Origin of the sequence: Aeromonas sp. 159, from assembly GCF_963862045.1 — a bacterium.
GTDB classification, from domain to species: domain Bacteria; phylum Pseudomonadota; class Gammaproteobacteria; order Enterobacterales; family Aeromonadaceae; genus Aeromonas; species Aeromonas veronii.
This window is the reverse complement of the sequence record NZ_CAWLMI010000047.1, coordinates 40480-62604: the sequence shown is the minus strand read 5'-3', so window position 1 is coordinate 62604 and position 22125 is coordinate 40480. Positions and strand designations below refer to the sequence as shown.

24 protein-coding genes are annotated in these 22125 nt (G+C 51.1%); 9 read left to right on the top strand and 15 right to left on the bottom strand.

The genetic code is table 11. The annotated features are described in order from the left end of the window. Positions 1 to 107: 107 nt before the first annotated feature. From AACR14_RS09965 to AACR14_RS09945, 5 genes are all read right to left on the bottom strand, one after another. Positions 108 to 620, bottom strand: a complete 513-nt coding sequence (locus tag AACR14_RS09965; RefSeq protein WP_019446055.1) for a hypothetical protein — start codon at positions 618 to 620, stop codon at positions 108 to 110. 442 nt (positions 621 to 1062) lie between these two features. Then, a complete protein-coding gene (locus tag AACR14_RS09960) occupies positions 1063 to 1878 on the bottom strand; it encodes a hypothetical protein (protein ID WP_019446054.1) in 816 nt (271 codons plus the stop codon). Between the two features lie 564 nt (positions 1879 to 2442). Next, positions 2443 to 2937 (bottom strand): hypothetical protein, encoded by a 495-nt coding sequence (locus tag AACR14_RS09955; protein WP_019446053.1) that lies wholly within the window; start codon positions 2935 to 2937, stop codon positions 2443 to 2445. Positions 2938 to 3327: 390 nt separating this feature from the next. After that, a complete protein-coding gene (locus tag AACR14_RS09950; RefSeq protein WP_019446052.1) occupies positions 3328 to 3897 on the bottom strand; it encodes a recombinase family protein in 570 nt (189 codons plus the stop codon). A gap of 769 nt (positions 3898 to 4666) precedes the next feature. Further along, the gene (locus tag AACR14_RS09945; protein ID WP_019446049.1) at positions 4667 to 5008 is read right to left on the bottom strand and encodes a hypothetical protein; all 342 of its coding nucleotides are present in this window, start codon (positions 5006 to 5008) and stop codon (positions 4667 to 4669) included. A 75-nt stretch (positions 5009 to 5083) separates the two neighbouring features. Here AACR14_RS09945 and AACR14_RS09940 point away from each other — a divergent pair, with 75 nt between their 5' ends. Then, on the top strand, positions 5084 to 5548 hold the full coding sequence (locus AACR14_RS09940) for a DUF2513 domain-containing protein (RefSeq protein ID WP_019446048.1): 465 nt from the start codon (positions 5084 to 5086) through the stop codon (positions 5546 to 5548). Positions 5549 to 5643: 95 nt separating this feature from the next. Here AACR14_RS09940 and AACR14_RS09935 read toward each other — a convergent pair whose 3' ends face one another. Both AACR14_RS09935 and AACR14_RS09930 read right to left on the bottom strand, forming a co-directional pair. Further along, a complete protein-coding gene (locus AACR14_RS09935; protein WP_019446047.1) occupies positions 5644 to 6162 on the bottom strand; it encodes a hypothetical protein in 519 nt (172 codons plus the stop codon). A gap of 266 nt (positions 6163 to 6428) precedes the next feature. Further along, a complete protein-coding gene (locus tag AACR14_RS09930) occupies positions 6429 to 7094 on the bottom strand; it encodes a helix-turn-helix domain-containing protein (RefSeq protein ID WP_156808807.1) in 666 nt (221 codons plus the stop codon). 76 nt (positions 7095 to 7170) lie between these two features. Here AACR14_RS09930 and thiI point away from each other — a divergent pair, with 76 nt between their 5' ends. Continuing rightward, positions 7171 to 8619, top strand: coding sequence for a tRNA uracil 4-sulfurtransferase ThiI (gene thiI, locus AACR14_RS09925; protein WP_019446044.1), 1449 nt, complete (start codon positions 7171 to 7173; stop codon positions 8617 to 8619). Between the two features lie 76 nt (positions 8620 to 8695). On the opposite strand, the gene AACR14_RS09920 is transcribed toward thiI, so the two are convergent. Both AACR14_RS09920 and AACR14_RS09915 read right to left on the bottom strand, forming a co-directional pair. Further along, positions 8696 to 9088 carry a hypothetical protein gene (locus tag AACR14_RS09920; RefSeq protein WP_005333978.1) on the bottom strand — a complete coding sequence of 131 codons (393 nt, stop codon included), beginning with the start codon at positions 9086 to 9088 and terminating at the stop codon, positions 8696 to 8698. A gap of 100 nt (positions 9089 to 9188) precedes the next feature. Continuing rightward, positions 9189 to 9821, bottom strand: coding sequence for a trimeric intracellular cation channel family protein (locus AACR14_RS09915; RefSeq protein ID WP_005333975.1), 633 nt, complete (start codon positions 9819 to 9821; stop codon positions 9189 to 9191). 373 nt (positions 9822 to 10194) lie between these two features. On the opposite strand from AACR14_RS09915, the gene flaA reads away from it, so the two are divergent. Continuing rightward, a complete protein-coding gene (gene flaA, locus AACR14_RS09910; RefSeq protein WP_019446043.1) occupies positions 10195 to 11109 on the top strand; it encodes a flagellin A in 915 nt (304 codons plus the stop codon). A 230-nt stretch (positions 11110 to 11339) separates the two neighbouring features. Here the strand turns inward: flaA and AACR14_RS09905 are convergent, their stop codons facing one another. Continuing rightward, positions 11340 to 11546 (bottom strand): hypothetical protein, encoded by a 207-nt coding sequence (locus AACR14_RS09905; protein WP_141108820.1) that lies wholly within the window; start codon positions 11544 to 11546, stop codon positions 11340 to 11342. Between the two features lie 146 nt (positions 11547 to 11692). Between AACR14_RS09905 and flaB the strand changes: the two genes are divergently transcribed. From flaB to AACR14_RS09875, 6 genes are read left to right on the top strand one after another with little or no spacing between them, the layout of a single operon-like run. After that, positions 11693 to 12604 (top strand): flagellin B, encoded by a 912-nt coding sequence (gene flaB / locus AACR14_RS09900; RefSeq protein WP_019446042.1) that lies wholly within the window; start codon positions 11693 to 11695, stop codon positions 12602 to 12604. Positions 12605 to 12637: 33 nt separating this feature from the next. Then, entirely contained in the window at positions 12638 to 13078 is a 441-nt protein-coding gene (locus AACR14_RS09895) for a flagellar protein FlaG (protein ID WP_019446041.1), read from the top strand. A gap of 27 nt (positions 13079 to 13105) precedes the next feature. Further along, a complete protein-coding gene (gene fliD, locus AACR14_RS09890) occupies positions 13106 to 14515 on the top strand; it encodes a flagellar filament capping protein FliD (RefSeq protein WP_019446040.1) in 1410 nt (469 codons plus the stop codon). A gap of 25 nt (positions 14516 to 14540) precedes the next feature. Beyond that, a complete protein-coding gene (fliS, locus tag AACR14_RS09885; protein ID WP_019446039.1) occupies positions 14541 to 14963 on the top strand; it encodes a flagellar export chaperone FliS in 423 nt (140 codons plus the stop codon). Then, complete coding sequence (locus AACR14_RS09880) at positions 14960 to 15259, top strand: hypothetical protein (RefSeq protein WP_019446038.1); 300 nt, start codon at positions 14960 to 14962, stop codon at positions 15257 to 15259. Before fliS ends, AACR14_RS09880 begins: the two co-directional genes overlap by 4 nt. A 6-nt stretch (positions 15260 to 15265) precedes the next feature. Next, the gene (locus AACR14_RS09875; RefSeq protein WP_019446037.1) at positions 15266 to 17347 is read left to right on the top strand and encodes a motility associated factor glycosyltransferase family protein; all 2082 of its coding nucleotides are present in this window, start codon (positions 15266 to 15268) and stop codon (positions 17345 to 17347) included. 178 nt (positions 17348 to 17525) lie between these two features. Here the strand turns inward: AACR14_RS09875 and AACR14_RS09870 are convergent, their stop codons facing one another. From AACR14_RS09870 to pseF, 5 genes are read right to left on the bottom strand one after another with little or no spacing between them, the layout of a single operon-like run. Beyond that, positions 17526 to 17771, bottom strand: a complete 246-nt coding sequence (locus tag AACR14_RS09870) for a hypothetical protein (RefSeq protein ID WP_019446036.1) — start codon at positions 17769 to 17771, stop codon at positions 17526 to 17528. Continuing rightward, a complete protein-coding gene (locus tag AACR14_RS09865; protein WP_019446035.1) occupies positions 17768 to 19060 on the bottom strand; it encodes a motility associated factor glycosyltransferase family protein in 1293 nt (430 codons plus the stop codon). The genes AACR14_RS09870 and AACR14_RS09865 overlap by 4 nt, the downstream gene beginning before the upstream one ends. After that, on the bottom strand, positions 19053 to 20099 hold the full coding sequence (pseI, locus tag AACR14_RS09860; RefSeq protein WP_019446034.1) for a pseudaminic acid synthase: 1047 nt from the start codon (positions 20097 to 20099) through the stop codon (positions 19053 to 19055). The genes AACR14_RS09865 and pseI overlap by 8 nt, the downstream gene beginning before the upstream one ends. A gap of 6 nt (positions 20100 to 20105) precedes the next feature. After that, a complete protein-coding gene (gene pseG / locus AACR14_RS09855) occupies positions 20106 to 21362 on the bottom strand; it encodes a UDP-2,4-diacetamido-2,4,6-trideoxy-beta-L-altropyranose hydrolase (protein ID WP_019446033.1) in 1257 nt (418 codons plus the stop codon). Continuing rightward, a complete protein-coding gene (pseF, locus tag AACR14_RS09850; protein WP_019446032.1) occupies positions 21352 to 22047 on the bottom strand; it encodes a pseudaminic acid cytidylyltransferase in 696 nt (231 codons plus the stop codon). Before pseF ends, pseG begins: the two co-directional genes overlap by 11 nt. Between the last annotated feature and the right edge of the window lie 78 nt (positions 22048 to 22125).

Below are 22125 nucleotides of genomic sequence, written 5' to 3'. Positions count from 1 at the left end.
TATTTATTGTTGTTATGTGTATTGCTTTCTTATTGCAGGTAAAAGAAAAGGCCCACTGAATCCAGTGAGCCCTTCAAGATTTGTTTGTTGTGTTCTCTACCTCTCGATTACTCATCCAAATTGTTCACCTTTATGTACTTGTAGATAACCATGCTTGCGCAACGTGCTGCTCTGGTAATGTGCGTAATGTAATAAGGCTTGTAGTCCTTACCATTAATCTCCCTGAGTAGAGCAGTTACAGCAGCTTCATGGATAATGTCTAGGTTCCACAAAAGCAGGTAGACCACATTATTCCAAGCGTTAGGCTCACCAAGAACTCGCTGAACTTCATCAGGATAATAGGAGCGGCTAACAGGCACTTGTGGTTTCTTTGTAAAGTATGCACCGTTCTTACTTGCTGTTTCTTTCAGGTATTTACGGACAAGGTAATTAGGTGAACCATTCGACAGCTCTTTGTATGCTTCCCAACGTTTATTAGGAGTGAGAGGCTGTGTTGATAGGCGAGCTTGTAGGCGCTCATTCTCACGCTCTGTTTGAGCCAGACGATCTTTCAATGAATCTATTTCAGATTGGAGGTTTTCTTCTGTGGTGGTTGAGAATAGGCGCTTGAGGAATTGCATTATGTTTTCACTCTATTACAAGGATGGTGATGGAAACTGATAGAGAAGGTTAGAAAGAGAGAGCAAAGGTTCGTCTCTTCTATAGTCAGGGTTTATTCTATTGGTGGTTTAGGGAGGGAATGGAGGATGGGGAGGGTTGTAACATTTCCCCGATTCGGGATTTTGTCCTAGGTGTCATCTGGGGTGGAACATTTTGGTCGGCGACCATTTTGCACTAGGGAGCAAGTGAAGCTACTTGATCGGCTGGGGGTAACACATTCCGCCAAAATGGCGTTTTGTGTGAGTGTCATTTGGGGTGTCCATTTTTGCCCTTTTGGCATTTTTGGACGCTCCAATCTTGTCCCATGTTTCATCTGGGGTCATGCAAAACCCCGAATCGGGGAAATGCATGAGGTAGCAAATGAGGCGGCCACCCCCAGCCACCCCAATCTTTATCAACTGTTCACGGGAGAGCCCAAGTCGCCAGATACTCAGCTCGTTCACGCATTACTCGGGCACTGTATACAGACCAGCGGCGATGATCCCAAATCATGGTTCGTACCCCTTTCAAGTCACGGTAGATGATCACCTGATTCTTTTTCAGGGTGTCAAAGAACGGCTGCCATGCTCCACGGGCTGCTTGATCTAACAGGGGAAACATCGCGCTAGTAATTGCCGCCTCTAGGGCCTTATCAAGATTTACCCTCATGTTAAATCCACGGGTTGCGAGCTTATAGAGACGCTCTTTGTTTAGGCGCTTTACCGCGATCCAGCGTTTGGAATCAGGACGTGCATAAGAACATTCCTTGAACATTTTTACCGAACCATTCTGTTCGATTTCCGATAGTATTCCGGCAACAAAATCACTTGAACCTACAACCATGCCTCCAGCCATGTATTTATAGTGTTCATCCATCATGTCTTGCAAATCAGAAGTCTCGTAGATGTAGATGTTATCCCCATACGCATCTAATTTATCTGTGGCATGTTCAGTAACAAAACAGCAGATTAATCCCTCACCATTGATGTTCTTCAGGATACGAAGCACACCTCTTGATTCCATCAGCCGGAGTGAGCGATAGACGTTCTGCTTCTCTACTCCATAGACACGCTTCATTTTCTCTGTTAGTTCTGGTACAGGCATGTTCAATCCTCCAGCATAATCAGCAATCAAGCGTAGGATTTGCCGCTGTACCTTGCCGCTGATAATCTTGTCCTTCCCTTCCTCAGTTAGTATTGTCCCTTCTGGAAGTATTGGCGCTGGTGATACTTTGTTCATTTGATTGTGCTTCCTTATGGCAGTGAAATCATTTGGTTAATAAGCGTTCATCTATTCAGGAATGATTACTCATCCTTATGGTCAGGGAATCATTCCATTCCAAACGATAGAAAGCACAATTATTATTAAGAGGCGATCAGGTATTTCCATTTGGGGTGTCCATTTTTACGGATTCCGTATTTTTGGCCGCTCCATTCTTGTCCCTATTTAATTGTTGATAGGTGAACCCAGCAGGACAATCAGCAAGACAACCTGCACGATAAATCTGGCTGACCTTCTTTAAGACCCATCTTGCCTCTTGTGCTTCTTCTGCTGGGGATGATCTTGGTTACTAATAATGTTGATAAAACAAAAGGAATGGTCTTGGAGAATGTCAATCAGGTTTACCCAAAGATCTCGGGCCTTTGTGTTGTCTGATTCTGTCTACAAGATCTCTACCAGTTTTATTTTAATTGTTATTACCAATGTTTATTATCTTGGAGATCTCTTGGAAAGATCTTTTGGTTGTCCAAAGGAGAGTCCTGCGGCCTCTATAAAGAATGTCAGCAAAAATTCATACGAGTCTCAATTATTACCATCCCAGACCTCCCGCTTCTCAAGTTGATAGTCAATGGACTTACCCGCAGCAATCGCCGCATTGGTCAACTGGTTTACGTATTGCCTGCTAACAGTCCCTCCCATCCAAGGTGCGACCCATTGCTTTACTGCTGCATTGGTAATCGTGGGAAGGGATAGCAGGATCTTGAGGACAAGGCTGGTGCTCATGGGTAGCCCTGTGTATTTCTCTGAGTTGTTCAGCCGTGCAGCCCCAGTAACCACATCATTGACCCAGCCTGCATAGCTGTAGATTGAGTGACGGGAATTGAGAGGGGGCAAAGCATCGTCTTCATCTATCTCTTCCTGCTTGACCTGCCGGAGTAGCCAGAGGCGAACGAATGTATTGTTGAAGGTGATAGGCGGACGGCCTCTTGGTCTTTTGGCTGGCTCGATGAGTGCGGGAAGGGAATGGAGAGTTGTGCTGGGTTGAATGTTGGATTGAATGGTTGGTTGTGCGGTCATGTCGTTTGTTCTTGGATTGGTCTATCGGGTTGCTCAGGGGAAATTGGAGCATCCAGGTCAATCAGGTGATGGGACGGAAGGAGAGCAGGAAGGGAACAAGAGGGACGGAAGAGGAACGCACTTTCTGACAGTGCTGGTGAAAAGTGTGCTCGGGAAGGCTTGTTGATAGGTGCGCGGTTGGAGAGCTGCGAGTTGACCAAACAGGGGCGGACAGATGGACAGCAAGAGATTCAGCCACCAGAGCCCGCCTATGCGCCTCTCAGATCATCCTAGGCTGCGTGAGTGGCATTACATGGCCTTGTCACAGTCGATCTCAGAGACGATTCTAGGGGCCTTCTCGTTCATTTCGTGGAGATTATTAAAAACAAGAAAGCCCCATACTTCATAACCTTACTGCTCTAGCTGTCCTTCATCCTTCATAGCCTTGGCTACCTTGTAGACCGTAGACCTACCGACCCCAAGTTCCTTTGCTATCTGTGATGGGCTCTTGTCTCCCTTCAGCAGGGCTTCCCGTATAGGTGCTTCATCCAGAGTCCTTGGCCTGCCCATGTACTTCCCATCTGTCTTGGCCTTGGCGATCCCTTCCATCTGCCTCTCTTTACGTAGCTCTAACTCGAACTCAGCAAAGGCTCCCAGCAGAGACAGCATCAGGCGGCCTTGTGCGCTCCCTGTATCAAATGGCTGATCCAGAACACGGAGGCTCACCCCTTTCTCTTCCAGACCATTCACGATCTTCAGCAGGTCAGCCAGTGAACGACCCATCCGGTCTAGCTTGGTGATCATCACGGTGTCACCCTCTCGGACAAACTCAAGCATGGCCTGAAGCTGTGCCCTGTTCGTGGTGCTCTTACCGGATACCTTCTCTTGATAGACCTTCTCAGCCCCAGCTTCATGTAGCTTCTCAAGCTGAACATCAAGCGACTGACCTACAGAAGACACGCGAGCATAACCAACAATCATTTCTCTTTACCTCAATCCACTAGAGCCCATGCAGCAGCGGGAACCTTACCCACATCGAAACGCCTTCCAGACGCTATCTCAGCCCTTCGGTGATCTATGGCTGCCATGACCTTCAATTCCTCTTGGATGCCCGTAGCGGAAGCCTTGGAGAGCATACGAGCCGCTACAGTGTCTAGTGATTCCATCGTCTTGAATCGCCGGAGTTTAATCATCAAATCAATCATGTTAATTACTTCCATCCGTAACTCTTGACCATGCAAAGCGCCAGACATTACTCCATCCCAGAACGGTGTAGCTTGATCCGTCCATCCACAATCGGTAGATTCCGAACCCGAGTGCTTCAATCTTCATACTTACCCCACAGGTAGCGTGTTGATGTATCGCTCAGGCTTCCTCTAGTTGGCGCTAGGGGAGGCCATCACTCCATTCATAAGGCCCGCAACTGTCTACCAGAAGTCAAAGACCCTACGTGGACAGACTTTATAGACACTTAATGGACGGGTCAATACCTACCAAAAATAAATCCACTATGGGTATACCTTTGTGGACGGCCCAGACGACTCTATCCCTGCCTTGGGGTTCCCTTGGCCTTGTCCTGCATTAGAGAGTTATGGTGATCGGTTGCCCGTGGTTAGGCATGGATGCAAGCAGCGGTGATCCTGTGCCTGCTCGATGGGGGGTACGGGGGGAATCGGCGCGGCTTCATTACTCAAGATGCCCCCACAGATTTTTTTCAGAATTTACCGGAGGGGCAACATGTCATCTTGGGTTAGCACAGAGCAGTAGAGGATTTTTGCTCTTCACTGCATGGTAGAGCCAGAGTCAATTCAAATTTCACACGGCTGGTTTCCTGTCGTGCATCTGATTCTGTTGCTTTCCCACCCAGATTCAGGAACGAGGCAACTGCAATTTTTCCACCCACTTCACCGGAGCTAGTTCCCGTAACTGTTAGGGCGACATCAAAATCTATTTGAGTTTCCCTTGCTGGGCCATAACCACCATTTGGCCTTGGGTTGACCACAGCACCAAACCCAACGGCTTCTTCTTGCGCGTCCTTCACACCTTTGACCACCTGCATGAGGGTTGTTTTCACGAACTCGTCTAGCTGCATTGCTGTTCTCCTATACTGTTTAAACATACAGTACACGAGATTAATAACAATCCCAATAATGATGAATTTACCAAGATGGATTCATTAGGTAACATCTTGGTTATTGGGGAAATTTTTCTGGGGAAGGGGGTTTGGATGAAACGTGATTGGGATGTTGTTAGGCTGATTTTAACAAAATTGGAGGAGCTGCCTGATTCATTATCAACTCTTACTTACATTGATTTCTATGCAGATGACAGGATCAAACCAGATGCTGATTTAACAGAACTTGATCGTCAGGTTTCCTATCACATGGAGCTTCTTATTGAAGCGGGTCTTGTTGTGGGCACGATGGATGATGCTGTCCCGCTTTACGCTAAAGAGTTTAGAGCCCATCGCCTCACATGGTCAGGCTATGAATTCCTAGAAACAATCCGCAACGATACCGTGTGGAACAAGACTAAAGAGACCTTTACAACCAAAGGGCTCGACATGACTTTTGAGACGATCAAAGCCGTGGCTGCTGCTGCAATGACTTCAATGCTTGGCCTGTCGGCATAACACCACCTCTAACCGCGCTCCTGCTTGAAATCTTGGCCACTATGGTACACGTAGAACTCAAGATTTCACGTAGGAGCGCTTTATGATGCGGAGTGTTAAGGCTCGACCTGCTCAAGGTGTCCTGCGGGTTCTATGCGTAGGAGATTGCGATCATTCATGAGGCTGTAGAAGAGGTTCCTGTTCTTCTCACTCAGAGAATCAAGATACTTCCTGACGGCAATCGCGTTGCTCTTTACCTCTTCCGCACTCGCTCGGTCTTCCTGTTCCAGATACTCTTGCTCGTCAATCGTCAGTGGTTCTTCAAGGGACTCTATGTGCCTGATCGCTTCCATCCCCAGCGTGTAATAGTTGGCCTTGCTCTTGTAGCCTTCCCCGCCTTGATCAACGTAGTGCTCGATCTCAATCAACTTGCGCTCAGTGAGTTGGAGCATTGCTTGCCGAAGTGCATGGTTGCTCATGCCCAAATCTTCAGCTATTTCGCTCCTGTACGGCCTTACCGTGATGGAGCCTACTTCGTCCATCAGGTTTGCCAGATACAGGGCCAGATTCTTTGCGTTGAAGGAACCAAAGGATCTTTCTGGGATTAGTGAGAACACATCGTAAATTGGTGTCATGTTAGCCTCTAACCGCGCTCCTGTTTAAATTCTTGGCGCTTATGGTATACGCAAATTTCACGTACAAACGCGAGTTTATGCTCACTTAGCCGGAGCTTTAAACTTCGGGCCATTCTTCCAGCCCTGCACACGGCCAGACCGCTTGCTGATCTTCCTGTAGCTCCCGCCTAGCAGAATCTCCCAGACGCGCCCATTCTCTCCCAGCACGGGAAATACCTGGCCAGCTTCAATGCCAAGCCCTGCACAGACACATACCACCTCACCTTTCATCGCCGCCCCCCTAACGCAAACTGGTTGTAGTAGGCAGCAGCAGGGGAGGGGTCATTAAATTGACGCTGAATCTCTTCCTGTCTGCGCTTCAGTTCCTCCAAGGCGTTGCTGTTGTGGGCCATAGCCTCTTGCTTACGGGCTTCCCACTGTTCCGGTGTGCGGTGCAGTCTTGCGGTATCGACCTTTGCAACTGGTGATTTTTTCTTCTTGTCACTATTCACATTCTCGCGCGCGCGATCTTCTTTCTTGTAGTTCTGTCCTTGTAAGGGATCTAAAGGATTTAAAGAATTTAAAGACTTACCCTGACAGCCGTGACGGGAGGTGGTGACAATTTGGCTAAAAAGAGAACGCACAGCAGACCCCAACTTATACACAGACGGGAAGTTGAATCGCTCGTTCTCTGGGTGCTTACGCCGGAAGACGTTGAAGAAGTCGATCTCTTCCAGCTTCTTCAGTGCGCGTTGGACTGTTCGAGGTGAGTATGCCGACTTGGCGGCAATGGTTTTGACGCATAACGTAATCGCCCAGTCTTGCGCCTTATTTAGGCAACTGGCGATCACAAGGGCTACGTCTCGGGTGCTACGAGTGCCAAACGTGTTAATCGGGAGCTTGGCTAGGGTAGCTACAATCTGGTCACTGTGAGATAATGTGAGTTTGGTCATGGTACGAATCGTTCTCAGAATCTTACCAAAGTAGCGTCCTAAGTCACTGTTTTTACTGGAATTATAAAGAGCCCCCATGAAGTTCATTATCAAGCTGTTCCCGGAAATCACCATCAAGAGCAAGTCGGTTCGCCAGCGCTTTATCAAGATCCTGCAGGGCAATATCCGCAATGTCCTGCGCCGCTTCGACGACGATGCCCGCGTACGGATGGATTGGGACAAGCTGATCGTGAGCTCCCGCAATGACCAGTTCCGCGAGCAGGCAATCGAAGCCCTGGCCTGCATTCCCGGCATTCAGGCCTTCCTCGAGGTACAAGCCAGCAAGTTTACCGATCTGCACGACATCTTCGAGCAGGTGAAAGCCGTGTGGGGCGACCAGCTCAAGGGCAAAACCTTCTGCGTGCGCGCCAAGCGCCACGGTAAGCATGAGTTCTCCTCCCTCGAGGTTGAGCGCTATGTGGGCGGTGGATTGAATCAGCACTGCGAAAGCAATGGTGTGCGCCTCAAGAACCCGGATGTGAAGATCAACCTCGAGATCGACGGTGAGGAGCTCTTCATCGTCAGCGCCATCCATCAGGGCCTGAGCGGCATGCCCATCGCGACCCAGGAAGATGTGCTGAGTCTGCTCTCCGGCGGTTTTGACTCCGGTGTGGCGTCGTTCCAGTTCATCAAGCGCGGCTGCCGGGTGCACTACTGCTTCTTCAATCTGGGCGGTGCGGCCCACGAGATCGGCGTCAAGCAGGTGGCCTATCACTTGTGGAACCGCTTCGGTTCATCCCATCGGGTGCGTTTCACCGCTGTGGACTTCGAGCCGGTGGTCGCCGAGATCCTCGAGAAGATCGACAACGGTCAGATGGGCGTGGTGCTCAAGCGGATGATGATGCGTGCCGCTGCCAAGGTGGCTGACGAGTTCCAGATCCCGGCGCTGGTGACCGGTGAGTGTGTGGGTCAGGTCTCCAGCCAGACTCTCACCAACCTGAACGTGATCGACCGGGTGACCGACAAGGTGATCCTGCGCCCGCTTATCACTTGGGACAAGCCGGATATCATCAGTGAAGCCCGCCGCATCGGCACCCTGGAGTTCGCCGAAACCATGCCAGAGTATTGCGGTGTCATCTCCAAGAAGCCGACCGTGAAGGCCGAGCTCTCCCGCATTGAAGAGGAAGAGGCCAATTTTGACTTCTCCATTCTGGACAAGGTGGTCTCCGAGGCCCGTTACCTCGATATCCGTCGTATCGGTGAAGAGACTGCCGCTGAAGTGCAAGAGGTGGAAACCACCCAGGTGCTGGGTGCTGACGAGGTGATCCTGGATATCCGCTCTGCCGACGAACACGACGAGAAGCCGCTGGTGGTGGAAGGTCGTGAAGTACTGCATATCCCCTTCTTCAAGCTGGCCACCGCCTTTGGCGATCTGCCCAAAGAGAAGACCTACCTGCTCTACTGCGATCGCGGTGTGATGAGCAAGCTGCAGGCCCTCTATCTGAAAGAGAAGGGCTTTGACAACGTCAAGGTGTACCGCCCGTAAGCGTGTTTTTTACCTTCAATAAAAAAATCCGGCCAATGTGCCGGATTTTTTAATTTCACAGAGTGAGCCCTGACTATCAGGGACAGGGAACCGGAGTGAAGGAGTCTTGCCCCTGACAACGCCAGCCCATTTCCGCCTCCCGCATCTGCCACAGGTTGTTGCTGCGATAGAGGGTCAGGATGTAGATCATGTCGCTCTTACTGCCGTCGAGGGCGACTGAGAGCACCAGATCATTGTCCAGCTGCTGGGCATGGATGCGGCTGGGCGTGTCACCATGACCGACGAATCGCAGAGCTACCTCACGGTAGTCATTGACCCAGTTTTGCTGTTGATGGCTTGCCTGGCGTATCTGTTGGTTGAACTGCTGCACCGGCGCCGAGGCCAGTCGTCCAAATACCACTTGTGCTTCGGCGTGGGCTGCCGTCACGTTCGCCAGGAGGAGGGTGGTAAGCATACCGATTTTGCGCATGAGAAGTTCCGGCTAACAACGACTGCTTCTATGACAACAGAAAAGCCTATTTGGTTCAACGCGTGGCCCACAGCGACATGATGACGCTGTGGGCCTGCTCTCAATTGCGTTGCAGGGAGAAGGTCGGTAGCGAAAGATGCCAGTAGATAGCCGCGACCCGCAGGCCAAACACGGCCGTCATGCAGATGAGCATGGCAGTTACCCTGTCCATGTTTGCCTCCAGCGCCAGGGTATAGAGAATGCCGCCAAGGATACAGGCGGTGGCATAGATCTCTTTTTGCAGCACCATGGGGACCTCCCGCGCCAGTACATCGCGGATCATGCCACCGGCTACCCCGGTCATGGTGCCCATGATCACGGCAATCAGCCCCGGGGTGCCGAAGTTGAGGGCCTTCTGGGCACCGATCACGGTAAAGAGGGCCAGTCCGAAGGCATCCGCCACCGGCAGCACATACCAGGGCATTCTGCGGGGCAGTTTGACCATCCACATACCGATCAACGCCGTCGCAATAACGACCCAGATATAGAGGGGATCGCGCACCCAGAACACGGGGGTGGCTCCCAGGATCATGTCACGGATGGTGCCGCCGCCGATGGCAGTGACCGCCGCCAAAACCATGACGCCAAACCCGTCCATTCTGAGTCGGCCAGCCACCAATACCCCTGAAAACGCGAATACCGCAGTACCAAACATGTCGCTGATGTAAACAATCTGCTCAACCAGTGTCTGCATGGAGAACAACTCACGCCAAATTGTTGATGGGGCCGCGATTTTAGGGGCTGGTGAGCCCAATCGCCAACAGTGCTCGACAAAATTGAGAGTCGGGACGGATTTTTTCTCGCAGCACGAACGGTAGTGTCTCGTTTGCCCCCTGCCGTTGGCGAGCTTCAGAATGTTGAGTTTGTCACTGGTTTTGGCCCGATTTTTTCCTTAAGTATCCCCCCGACCCGCCGATATATAAGGTAAGCGGCGTTAATGCGATGAAGCGTTGAAAAAAATGCTAAAGACATCCAAAAACGAGCCGTTAAATAAGACGCATCGGGCACGGAAAATAATAAAGCCTGAGCGAATAGAAGAGTAAATTTAATAGCTTAGGAGAATAGTCATGGGCCTTTATATCAACACTAACGTTTCATCGCTCAACGCGCAGCGTAACCTGATGAATACGACCAAATCACTGGATACTTCCTACACTCGACTGGCATCCGGCTTGCGTATCAACAGCGCCAAAGATGATGCCGCGGGTCTGCAAATCGCCAACCGTTTGACGTCTCAGGTGAACGGTTTGAATCAGGGTAACCGCAACGCCAACGATGGTATTTCGGTAGCGCAAACTGCGGAAGGTGCAATGGATGAAGTGACTTCCATGCTGCAGCGTATGCGTACCCTGGCTCAACAATCAGCCAACGGCTCCAACAACACTGATGACCGTACCGCGTTGCAGCAAGAGTATGACCAGCTGATGACCGAAATTGATCGTGTGGCAAAAGATACCACATTCGGTGGTAAGCAACTGCTTAACGGTGGTTATGTCGGCTCTTTCCAGGTTGGTGCCGATGCGGCTCAAACCATTACTTTCAGAATGACCACTGCGTTTACCATCGCAGGTATGGCTTCGGCTGCCAAGGGCAATGCAACAATCTCTGCCGGTTCAACTGGTAGCAAAGAGCCTTTCAAAGTAACGGCCTCAACCAGCGCAGTGACTGTGGCAAACATGAATAGCATCAAGTTGGCGAGTTCGGCCCAGTCTGCTATGGCCAACCTCGACTACATGATTAAAGTTGTAGACAGCAAGCGAGCTGAATTGGGTGCAGTGCAAAACCGCTTCGATTCAACCATTCGCAATCAGGCGAACGTCTCCGAAAACGTTAGTGCTGCCCGCTCACGGATCCGTGATGCTGACTTTGCGACTGAAACCGCCAACCTGACCAAGCAGAACATTCTGCAGCAGGCCGCATCGACCATTCTGTCTCAGGCAAACCAGCGCCCGCAGTCTGCACTGTCACTGTTGCAAGGCTAACAAAAGAAAACAGGGCGGTTGTTCAGGCCGCCCTGGTCAAGAGATGGAACAAAGGGGTGTTCGGGTCGCACTCTGTTCTATCGGGAGAGATATAATCTCTACTAGTAATGCCAAGTGTTGTCCAGCTGTTCAGTTCTGTCACGCTTGGTCATATTCTCCTGAGCATATGCTCATCTTTAGGCCGGTTTACCGGCCTCTTTTTATTGTGTCGCCAAATTGACGTCACTCTGTCAGTTCAAAGCATGAATCGTGCCAACGCATCTTATCCCGTAAACGAGGTCATCATCAGCGGTGATTTGCATGGTGATGCTGCTCAATTCATGTTCTGTTGCCGCTTGCCGGAGAAAACTTGCCGCTTTAGGCAACAATTTTCCTAAAGCTTGTATCTGCGCTGCCGTTAAATAAAGTGAAGCAATCGAGGGGTGTTCGGAATCCAACGTTTGCACTACTGCGGGTGGCCTGTTCGTTCAAACAGACACCCGCCTGAAGAGACAGGCATGTTCAACCTGCTCTTCAAACGGTGGGACGTCGTGTTGTTTAGACGACGCAACCTGCAGTCGCATGTTCTTCGGGAGAATATTTTATGGCCATGTATATCAACACCAACATTTCATCATTGAACGCCCAGCGTAACTTGATGAATACCAACAAGTCTCTGGATACCTCCTATACCAGATTGGCATCCGGTCTTCGCATCAACACCGCCAAAGACGATGCTGCTGGCTTGCAGATCTCCAACCGTTTGACTTCACAGGTTAACGGCTTGAACCAGGGTAATCGCAACGCAAACGATGGTATTTCTGTAGCCCAGACCGCAGAAGGGGCCATGGATGAAATAACCTCCATGTTGCAGCGGATGCGGACTCTGGCGCAGCAATCAGCCAACGGTTCCAACAATACGGATGACCGCGTTGCATTGCAGCAAGAGTACGATCAACTGACAACCGAGATCGATCGCATCTCCAGTGATACCACGTTCGGTGGTCAGAAGTTGCTGGACGGTAAATATAAGGGCTCATTCCAGGTCGGTGCGGATGCTACCCAGACCATTACCTTCAAGATGACCAGTGCCTTTACCATTAGCGGTATTGCTGGCGCATCAAAAGGCAGTGCCACCATCGCCGCCGGTTCTACTGGTAGTAAAGAGCCGTACAAGGTAACCGCTGCGACAACTGCTGTAACTGTTGCCAACATGAACAGTATCAAAACAGCCAGTGGTGCCCAGTCTGCTATGGCCAACCTCGACTACATGATCAAGGCGGTTGATAGCAAACGTGCAGAGCTTGGTGCGGTCCAGAACCGTTTCGACTCGACCATTCGCAACCAGTCCAACGTGTCCGAGAACTTGAGTGCAGCACGTTCGCGTATCCGTGATGCGGACTTTGCGACAGAAACCGCCAACCTGACCAAGCAGAACATCCTGCAGCAGGCTGCTTCAAGTATCCTGGCGCAAGCTAACCAAAGACCGCAATCTGCGCTGTCCCTGTTGGGTTAACGGGTAGTGATGAGATAGAAAAGGAGCGACGATATGGCCAATGACATTGGAATTCCCTCATCGGTCACTCCTTCTTCTCTTCAGTCAAGTAGCAAGAGCGGCCAATCGGCCGCTCAAGTGCTATCTGGCATGGCGGAAGAGCAGCGGGTGATGACACAGGATGTGGAAAAACAACAAGAGGAGCGAGCCAAAGAGAAGGTTCGCAAATCCGATGTCTCAGATAAGGATATTGAAAAAGAGGTACAAAACTTGCAGGAGTTCAGCAAGTTGCAGGGATGGACCGTCAACTTCAGCGTCGAAAAGGATCTCGAGCAAGTTGTTATCAAGGTGATGGACGCCAATACCAAGTCAATGATCCGCCAGATCCCAAGTGAAGAGTTGCTGGCTATCAGCAAGCGGCTCAAGGATCTGCGTGAAGTTGATGTTATAGGTGGTGGCTCAAGAGTCGGATTATTGCTTGATAAAGAGATTTAATACGCAAGTTTTACGAGGAGAGTGAGAATGGCCACGATTACGTCTGCTGGTGCGGGTTCACAGCTGGACTTGGAGTCTGTCATTGCCGCGAGCGTCAATGCCAAGAAGGCGCAACTGATGCAGCCCATCACCACCAAAAAGACCAATGCCCAGATCACTCTCTCCGGGGTTGGACAGTTGAAGTCGGCCATCGCCTCTTTTGTGACGACACTTCAGGCCATGTCCAAAGATGATGCGTTCAACAAACGCTCGATTAATATTACCCAGGACAAGGACAAACCCGTTCTCAAGGTGGAGAGCAAGGCGGGGGCTTCCAACGGGCAATATGATATCAGCGTCGAACAATTGGCGAAGACCAGTAAATTTGACGGTACTTTCGACTCATCGACGACTCCCCTTATCACTGAGGATGGGAAGCTGACCTTCAAGGCTGGTGACAAGACCTTCGATGTCGATGTGAAAGCAGGGGATTCACTACAGTCCATCCGTAAACGCATCAACAATGACGCCGACAATTTCGGTTTGAGCGTCAATATAGTCAATACCTCCGATGGTAAATCCAAGCTGATGATCGATTCCGGGGTAAGCGGCAGCGGCAAGGACCTGCAGATCACTGGCAGTACTACCGACCTGACCGATAATCTCGTATCCAAACTGACCAAGCGCCAAGATGCTCAAGATGCCAAGATCACCGTTGATGGAAATACTCTGACCAGTTCATCCAATACCTTCGATGGCACCATTGTCGGACTTAAACTGACCGTGTTGCGGGAGTCGGATAGCACAACCTCTACCGATGCCAGCGGTAATCCGGTCAAGACCTACAGCTCTAACAAGGTTGACGTGACCACCGACAAGGCTGGCATAAAGGACATGGTCAAAAGCTTTGTCGACGGTTACAACGCGTTGGTGAAGAAGAGCAATGAGCTCGGCAAGCGTAATACGATCGTTGAAGGGAAGAGCAAGAATGATGGTGGGGCTCTGGCGGGCGATGCAACGACGCGTGCCGTAGTCAATATGATGAATGGCATCATCACCGAGCCTTCGAAAAACTCCTCTACTTATAAAACGATTTTTCAGATGGGCATAAAGATGGATAACAAAGGGGTATTGTCTATCGACGATACCAAGTTCAACGAGGCCATCGACAAGAATTTCGATCAGGTAGTGGCAGTTTTTGGCGGTAAGGATGGGATCGCCGGTCAGCTGGCCAGCCAGCTGGAAACCTACTCCAAGACCGGTGGTTTGTTGGCGAAACGGGAAGACTCTTTGAATTCCGATCTGCGCGAAGTGGGTCGTAAGGAGTCAGATGTTGCCACTCAGCTGACCAAGTATGAAGAGACCTTGCGGGCCCGTTACGGAAGTCTGGATGCTATGTTGGCCAAGATGAATAAATCTGCCTCATATTTAAGTATGCTAAATACAAACAATAGTTAATGTGAAGTCATGAGTGGTGTTTCATATGTATCATAAAAATATAAAGGCCTATACCACCCAGAATCTGCAATCCGAATTGGCAGTAGCCGATCCTTACCGCGTGATTCAACTTTTGATGCAAGGTTGCCTGGAGCGCTTGGCTCAGGCTCGTGGTGCTATCGAACGTCGAGATTTTGAGCAAAAATCCCAGTCTATCTCTAAAGCAATGGCCATTATCAACGGGCTGCAAGATTCACTTGATCTCTCTTATGGTAAGGTTCCCGAAGACCTTTCTGCGCTTTATGACTACATGAAAGCTAGGATGATGGATGCCAGCCGTGATATGGATATCACAGCTGTCGATGAGGTTATGAATCTGATGCTGACAGTTAAAAGCGGTTGGGATGCTATTCCTGTCGAGGAGCGAGATAAGGCCTTGGCTCAACAAAAAGTGGGCGGAACCGAATGAGCAATAACCGTTTGCCAGAATTAATCGCAGCAGGTCAAGAGTTACTGACCTTGTTCGAACAGGAGGATGTGCAAACGGCTGAACAGTTGATCGACCATTATCTCATTCTCCTTGATGCTGTTTTCCAGAATATCCCTCCACATGTGGTTCTTGACATGGATCACCAACAAGCATTGGTGCAGTTTCAAACCCTACATGAGCTGATAGAACATGCAAAGAATCAGACAGAAGCAGCTTTGTGGAAATTTTCAAAAGCAGGTCGAGCATCTGATATGTACAAGCTGAACGCAGGTTAGGCATACATGGATATTAAACAAGAAATTACAAATATCGAGAGTGAACTTGTTCGCCTTGAGAGGCAAAAGCAACAGGAAATTGCTATGTTGGAGGTATTGCCTGTTCGTTTTGCAATGAACATGGATGCCTTTAAAAAATTCATGCCAAGTATATATGATTTTTTTGAATCATATCAACCAGTACGGCCATTCCGTTTTTTTTGCAATGAAAATGGTATCCCTAATATATTGTGGCTTGATGAGCAAGTTTCGTTATACGGTGACGATCCATTCGCAGATGCTGAATCACAAATTGATGAAGTAATTGAACAAAGTATTTTGCAATGTATTGATTTTGCACCACAATGGTATTTTGATGACCAAATACATATAAAATATAACAACGAAATATCCAAGCTTAAACAACAATCAACGCTCGAAGGGTTATCACTCAAGAGTTCACTATCAATGGATATCCCATTATCCTTGATGTATGGAATAGGTTTGGGTTATCAACTGGGCTATTTATACGAGCGATGCAAAGTCAAGAATTTGTTCGCCTTTGAACCAGATCTTGATATGTTTTATGCATCTTTATATTGTTTTGACTGGTGCTCTTTGCTGGATTATATGGAGCAAGAGTCATTAAGCTTGCATTTATTTATAGGAGTTGACGAAAAATTATTAGCAGCCGATATGATGGAGGCGCTTCATCGTAAAGGGGCATTCTGGTCTGCAGCATATTTCTCATTCTGCCATTATCATTCGCCAAAGTTGCATTCGCTTATTAACCAGGTTGAAAATGAGTTCTATCTGCTGCGTACGGGTTGGGGTTTTTTTGATGATAATGTCTTTGCTCTAGCTCATAGCCATAGTCATCTGCAAGATGGCACACCATTTCTTCTGCGCCAACGTGATACGTCTTCATCTGAGACTATACCTGTATTTGTTGTTGGCAATGGGCCATCGTTAGATCAGAGCATTGATTTTATTCGAGATCATCAACGTCAGGCTATTATCATTGCCTGTGGCACTGCAGTCAGCGCACTTTATAAAGCTGGGATCAAGCCAGATATTTATGTTGCTGTTGAGCGTACCAAAAGTTCAGCAGATTTTTTGCATATTCTGGATGCAGGGGAGTTTCTCAAGGATAGTGTTTTTTTAAGCGTGGATGTGATTCATCCTGAGTGTAAGACGTTTTTCCGTAAAACCGGTTTGGCATTCAAACCAAATGAACCTATGTATAAACTGCTGACTACTAACTTTGGTGAACAGTTTGAGTTTGAATCAATCGAGTATTCAAATCCATTTGTTGGAAATACCGGTCTTAATTACGCAGCGTTGCTTGGCTTTAAGGATATCTATCTGTTTGGGATTGACAATGGGTATAAGTTTGCTGATAAGCATCATTCTAGTTTGAGCCTTTATTATAATGAAAAGCAGGAAGCAAAATACCATCTGGATCTGAACGAGACATTTCCAGCTCGTGGTAACTTTGGTGGTGAAGTCCGTATCAATCATTTATTTGGTCTCTCTATTCACAATATGGCTCAGGTTTTGGAAAATAATCCTGAAATACGTTGTGTCAATAGTAGTGATGGTGCTTATGTTGCTGGTGCCGAACCTCGTCGGGTTGAGCATATCAACCCCACTTGGCCAGATATTAATAAGCGAGCCTTCATTGATGATTTGCTATCACGTTGTTTCAAACCATTTAATGTAGCCAGTATTGATTTCCAATCTGCCATTAACGTGCCGTTTTTTAATGATGTAGTTAATAAACTGCTCGATGATTGGAAAGCAGTTCCTCGTGAACGCAACGCAATTCAATCGATGATGCAACGCCATCATGATTATCTGCTGTATTTGTTCATGAGTCGTGATAGCCATCTTTACCGTGTATTGATAGGATCAATAAATTATTTCTATGCCAATATCATCAGTTTGATGATGGCTCATATCAATGATTCTGATGATGCGCTGACAGAAAATTTGAATGCTACAATCACTATATTGGAACAGTTTTTTACTGATGCCAAACATATTTATGCTAGCGCATTGGAAAGACATGACACTGCCTATTTTATAGGCCTCAATATATTTAAGTAGCAGTCTATTATAACGTGTATCTATTGTCACGTTATACACGTTGTGTTCTAAATAAATTATCAGTCATTATTTGGAAACCTTAGCCCCAAACGTGACATGCGTTTGGGGTGTTATTGCGAGCAAGCTTGTTTATCATGCTCGCATATGAGATTCCCTTCGTTTCACCCGCTCAGCATTATTATTTCTCTGGTGTTGTAAGAAGAGTTGCAAACTCAACTTCAAGCCAGTCTGCCAATCCCAGCCAGTCATGGCGCTCCTGGCAAGCCAGCAGGGCACTCACTATGGTCACGGCATCGCCTTGGTGCTCCGGAGGTAGAGCATGCAATGCCTGCTCTACCAGAGCCGGTAGCTGCAGCGCACTTTCAACATGAAGGCCAAGGCGAAAATTGTGTGCCAGTGCAATGCACTGCTCTGTGATGGTCATTGCATCAGCTCCGGATGATAGTCACAACCGAGCAGGGCTGCACCGTCGCGGCTACTGTTCCAGAATTTGACTTCCGGGTGGCTTGCCATATAGCGTTCAAGCTCGATCTGATAGGTGGTGAAATTGGGGTTGGTGCTGACGCGCTGACCATGACCATCCAGTACCCAGCTGAGGGCCTGGCTGGCAACAGGACCCAAAGCACCATCATCCCAGCCGGTATGGGTCTGGCCACCGGGGAAGGCGAAGTCACAGCCGAGCAGAATGATCTCGCGACAACCCATCTTGACGGCGAGATCGACGGTGGGATGGATCACGCTGCCTCCTTGATGGAGTAACCCTTTGGGATGAGTATGACGAAGTTGCTCATACACGGGGCTGATGGAGTAGGCGGTAAAACGCGGCCCTTGCCAACTTGCGAGCGTCTCATGGGGCACCATGGGGGCATATACCAGAGGAACCGAAGTCAGCCCCTGGCTGGCCAGTCGATCCGGAGTCAGAGCGTCGTCGATAGTTACGACCAGATCCACACTGATGCCGTATTGTCGCAGAGGGGCGAGCGCAGTATCGACACAGAGTACCTTCCACTCGGGATGTTGCTGCAACAAGCCTGCAAGGCGAGGGAGATGGTGTTGCAGGCTGGGACCGCTGGCGATGACAAGTGCAGTAGCATCTGGGTGTGAGCCAAAAAGCGTGGCAACATCGCCATCTTCACCCACAAGTGGCAGATTCTCGGTCAGTCGTCCGGTAATGCGCGGCAAGTCGGGGACGAAGCGTTGTTTTGTGTAAGTCGCCATCACTTCGCTCACCAGTCGACCACGAATACGGCAGGCCGCATCTTCGGCCAGCTCCAGTTCGCTGGGGAGGGCGAAGAAGGGGAGGACAATCTCCTGTTCATCGGCCGCGAGGCTCAGCTCGACCCGGGGGTCTTGCAGCCACTCGTCGTGCTCGAGCAAGGCCAGCACCAGAGTGAATAGATTGTGGTGCATGATATGGACATGGAGGGTTTCTAACCGGGGGCGTGCCAGCAGCACCTTCTGCAGATCGCCGAGTCCGGTGCCATAAAGATGAAGCACGGGTCCATCGGGAAGAGTTGCCGCTTGCAGTTCTGCCTCGGCCACCCGGTCATGGCGGCTGGTGAGCTGGATGCCATTGACCAGCAGTGTGCTGCTGAGGCCTTCACACAACTCCACCTGCAGATCGCCCAGCTGTGCCACCGTGAGGTGGGCTGCAAGCCGTGGCCAACGCTGTTCGATGATCGCCAGATGGTGACGTAGCAGCTCTTCATTCATCTTGTGCAATCCACTCCCAGTTGAGAGGCTGATTGGCTGCCATGTCGCGGTTGACCCGCTTGCCGATGAGCCGATCGTAATCGGCCGGGGGCAGGCCGAGGGCGGGACGTACCGATTTGATGTGCGCTGCGGTGAGCACATCTCCGGCTGCAATATCCCTGACCAGATAGAGGGAGCGGCGAAACGCGCGGTTACCCTGTTCACTGGCTGTGAGCTGGTAATCGGCCACTCCGAGGGCGGCATGGGCGGTATTGACCGAGGTTACCAGTTCGGTAAGTTCCGCCGGCTCCATGGAGAAGGCGCAATCCGGCCCGCCGTCGGCGCGGGCCAGGGTGAAGTGTTTCTCGATAAGGGTGGCCCCGAGCGCGGTAGCGGCGATGGCTGTGGCCGACCCCAGGGTGTGATCGGAGAGCCCCACCTCGACCCCGAAGCGCTGGCGCAACATGGGGATGGTACGCAGGTTATATTCGGCCGCCGGCGCCGGATAGCCGCTGACGCAGTGCAGCATCGCCAGCTGGCCGTTGCCGTGCTTGAGTGCCATCTCGACGGCGGCGGCGATCTCGGCCTCGTCCGCCATGCCGGTGGACATGATAAGCGGCTTGCCGGTCTGGGCGGCGTAGCGAATGAGGGGAAGATCCACCAGCTCGAAGGAGGCTATCTTGTAGGCTGGGCAGTCGAGGGATTCCAGCAGGTCCACCGCACTGAAGTCGAACGGGCTGCTAAAGACCGTTAGGCCCAGCTCGCGGCCTTTGGCAAACAGCGCCTGGTGCCACTCCCAGGGAGTGTGCGCCCACTCATAAAGGTCATAGAGGCTGTGGCCATCCCACAAACCGCCGTGGATCTGAAATTCCGGTCGATCACTTTTGAGGGTGATGGTATCCGGGCGGTAGGTTTGCAGCTTGACGGCGCTGGCCCCCGCTGTTTTGGCGGCGGTCATGATGGCCAGGGCTCGGTCCAGATTGCCATTGTGGTTGGCCGACAGTTCGGCAATCACATAGGGGGCCTGTTCCTGGTTGATGGGGCGATGATCGATCTGCATCTGTGTTCAGATTCCTGTGCCAAGTTGCCAGCCTTGCGGCGCCGGTTGCCAGGGGGCAGGGGGCGCTATCTGCGGTGGCTCGGCAAGATAGAGGGGAAATTGGGAGAAAATTGTTTGCAAGCGATGTGCCAGCTCTTGCCACTCCATGGGCTGAAGTGACCGGGTGGCCTGCCATGTCAGCCGCTGGCCGTTCAGCGTCAGGGTGAGCAGCAGTTTGCCATCATGGCGTAGTTGCCACAGTTGGCCATCTGGTAACAGCTGATAATCCGATTGTTGCAGCAACCGGGCGGTGAGCCGATCCAGCCCCAGCCCGTCCACCTGCTGCTGGCCACGGCGGCGGTAGTCGTCTGAGTGTTGTTCAAGCCGTTGCAGAGCCTCCAGCAGTCGATCAGGCTCGGCCAGCTCGCTCAGGGTTAGCCGCTCGGCAAGCTGAAAGAGGGCGATCACCTGGTCGTTGAACTGCTGGTTGTCGACGATAGGGACTGCCAGGGTCGGCAGGCCGAGGCAGGCCCGCTCCCAGGTCATGCCGCCCGCTGCTCCGATAGCGAAGTCGTGTCGGCTCATCAGGTCGGCCATCTGGTCGCTCTGACGCAGCAGGGTGAGCGGCAGATCGGGCAGTTCGGCAACCCTTTGTTGCAGCTCTGGCCAGAAAGGATTTGCCCCACCGGCTACCAGAGTCCAGCTGACGGTTTTAGCCCATAGCAGTCGAGCCAGCGTGTTGAGGGTGATGAGGCAGGCTCCGGCTGGATCGGCACCACCAAAGCAGATGAGGCCACGTTGCCACCGGCTGACCTTTTGGCGTGCAAGCTGGCGATAGGCGGGGCGCAGCAGGGCATAGTCGGTGCCCAGCAGCAGCCGACAGTCGGCAGGGACGAGTGACTGGTAATCGGCTGTGCTGCGTAGTGGCCCCTGATCCAGCAGCAACTGACCATGATGAGGGCGATCGGCCAGATCGTCGATCACCAGCAACTGACCACAGTGACTTGCCAGTGTCTGCTCGATTTGCCGATCAATCTGGTAGTGATCACACACCAGCCACTCCGGGACCAAGGTGGGCAAGGGGCCTGCATCGTCCAGACCACAAAGAGCGTGATGCTGGTGGGATTGCAGCAGTGGCAACAGGTGGGCCGGTAGCTGATGGCAGAGAAAGTGGCACTCTGCTCCGGCGGCATGCAGCCGGTCAGCGATGGCCAGACAGCGCATCAGATGACCCAGTCCAATCTCGGCCCCGGCATCGAGCCGGAAGGCTACCTTAAACGTCATCTTGGGCCAGCACTTGATAGAGCAGTTCGGCCAGGTGCCAATCTTCCGGTGTATCGATATCGACCACCCTGTGTCTTGACAGAATATGGCCGATCCCCTCTCCGCCGACGGGGCTGATCCCGCCCAACCAGGCAGCCCGCGTCCCCCAATAGAACTGGCCTGCATCCTGATAGGCAGGCTCCAGATCCTGAGAGCGTTTCGCCATCTGCTCCGGCCAGAAGGGGGTGACCCGGCCCTGCTCATCCATGCGCACGGCGCGCTGGATAGGGAAGCCGAATTCGGCCACGGTGTAGACAAATGGAGCATGACTTGCGATCAGTCGCTGATGGGCGGCCTTCAAGTCATCGGCTTGAATAAGCGGGACAGTGGCATAGATGCAGCAGTAGTGCTCTGCCTGGATGCCGAGCTGGTCGAGCCGCTGGATGGTGTCGATCACCACAGGGGTGGTACCTGTGTGATCATCGGCGAGGTTGGCTGGCCGCAGAAATGGTACTTCCGCGCCCAGTTGACGAGCAACTTCGGCAATATCCTCATCATCGGTGGAGACCACCACCTTGCTGAAACAGCTCGATTGTTGCGCCGCCTGGATGGCATAGGCGAGCATGGGCTGGCCACAGAAGGGGCGGATATTCTTGCGTGGAATGCGTTTGCTGCCACCCCGGGCCGGGATAATGGCGATGGCCATGATGGGCTCTCTCCGCTGGTTCAATGACTGGCCAAAGCCAGGATAATCGATGACAACTCTTTGATTATTTTTGATATT

What these genes read in the sequence shown, in the direction of transcription:
- AACR14_RS09965 (WP_019446055.1), bottom strand. Translation starts at nt 620, where the DNA reads ATGCAATTCCTCAAGCGCCTATTCTCAACCACCACAGAAGAAAACCTC.
- AACR14_RS09960 (WP_019446054.1), bottom strand. Translation starts at nt 1,878, where the DNA reads ATGAACAAAGTATCACCAGCGCCAATACTTCCAGAAGGGACAATACTA.
- AACR14_RS09955 (WP_019446053.1), bottom strand. Translation starts at nt 2,937, where the DNA reads ATGACCGCACAACCAACCATTCAATCCAACATTCAACCCAGCACAACT.
- AACR14_RS09950 (WP_019446052.1), bottom strand. Translation starts at nt 3,897, where the DNA reads ATGATTGTTGGTTATGCTCGCGTGTCTTCTGTAGGTCAGTCGCTTGAT.
- AACR14_RS09945 (WP_019446049.1), bottom strand. Translation starts at nt 5,008, where the DNA reads ATGCAGCTAGACGAGTTCGTGAAAACAACCCTCATGCAGGTGGTCAAA.
- AACR14_RS09940 (WP_019446048.1), top strand. Translation starts at nt 5,084, where the DNA reads ATGGATTCATTAGGTAACATCTTGGTTATTGGGGAAATTTTTCTGGGG.
- AACR14_RS09935 (WP_019446047.1), bottom strand. Translation starts at nt 6,162, where the DNA reads ATGACACCAATTTACGATGTGTTCTCACTAATCCCAGAAAGATCCTTT.
- AACR14_RS09930 (WP_156808807.1), bottom strand. Translation starts at nt 7,094, where the DNA reads ATGACCAAACTCACATTATCTCACAGTGACCAGATTGTAGCTACCCTA.
- thiI (WP_019446044.1), top strand. Translation starts at nt 7,171, where the DNA reads ATGAAGTTCATTATCAAGCTGTTCCCGGAAATCACCATCAAGAGCAAG.
- AACR14_RS09920 (WP_005333978.1), bottom strand. Translation starts at nt 9,088, where the DNA reads ATGCGCAAAATCGGTATGCTTACCACCCTCCTCCTGGCGAACGTGACG.
- AACR14_RS09915 (WP_005333975.1), bottom strand. Translation starts at nt 9,821, where the DNA reads ATGCAGACACTGGTTGAGCAGATTGTTTACATCAGCGACATGTTTGGT.
- flaA (WP_019446043.1), top strand. Translation starts at nt 10,195, where the DNA reads ATGGGCCTTTATATCAACACTAACGTTTCATCGCTCAACGCGCAGCGT.
- flaB (WP_019446042.1), top strand. Translation starts at nt 11,693, where the DNA reads ATGGCCATGTATATCAACACCAACATTTCATCATTGAACGCCCAGCGT.
- AACR14_RS09895 (WP_019446041.1), top strand. Translation starts at nt 12,638, where the DNA reads ATGGCCAATGACATTGGAATTCCCTCATCGGTCACTCCTTCTTCTCTT.
- fliD (WP_019446040.1), top strand. Translation starts at nt 13,106, where the DNA reads ATGGCCACGATTACGTCTGCTGGTGCGGGTTCACAGCTGGACTTGGAG.
- fliS (WP_019446039.1), top strand. Translation starts at nt 14,541, where the DNA reads ATGTATCATAAAAATATAAAGGCCTATACCACCCAGAATCTGCAATCC.
- AACR14_RS09880 (WP_019446038.1), top strand. Translation starts at nt 14,960, where the DNA reads ATGAGCAATAACCGTTTGCCAGAATTAATCGCAGCAGGTCAAGAGTTA.
- AACR14_RS09875 (WP_019446037.1), top strand. Translation starts at nt 15,266, where the DNA reads ATGGATATTAAACAAGAAATTACAAATATCGAGAGTGAACTTGTTCGC.
- AACR14_RS09870 (WP_019446036.1), bottom strand. Translation starts at nt 17,771, where the DNA reads ATGACCATCACAGAGCAGTGCATTGCACTGGCACACAATTTTCGCCTT.
- AACR14_RS09865 (WP_019446035.1), bottom strand. Translation starts at nt 19,060, where the DNA reads ATGAATGAAGAGCTGCTACGTCACCATCTGGCGATCATCGAACAGCGT.
- pseI (WP_019446034.1), bottom strand. Translation starts at nt 20,099, where the DNA reads ATGCAGATCGATCATCGCCCCATCAACCAGGAACAGGCCCCCTATGTG.
- pseG (WP_019446033.1), bottom strand. Translation starts at nt 21,362, where the DNA reads ATGACGTTTAAGGTAGCCTTCCGGCTCGATGCCGGGGCCGAGATTGGA.
- pseF (WP_019446032.1), bottom strand. Translation starts at nt 22,047, where the DNA reads ATGGCCATCGCCATTATCCCGGCCCGGGGTGGCAGCAAACGCATTCCA.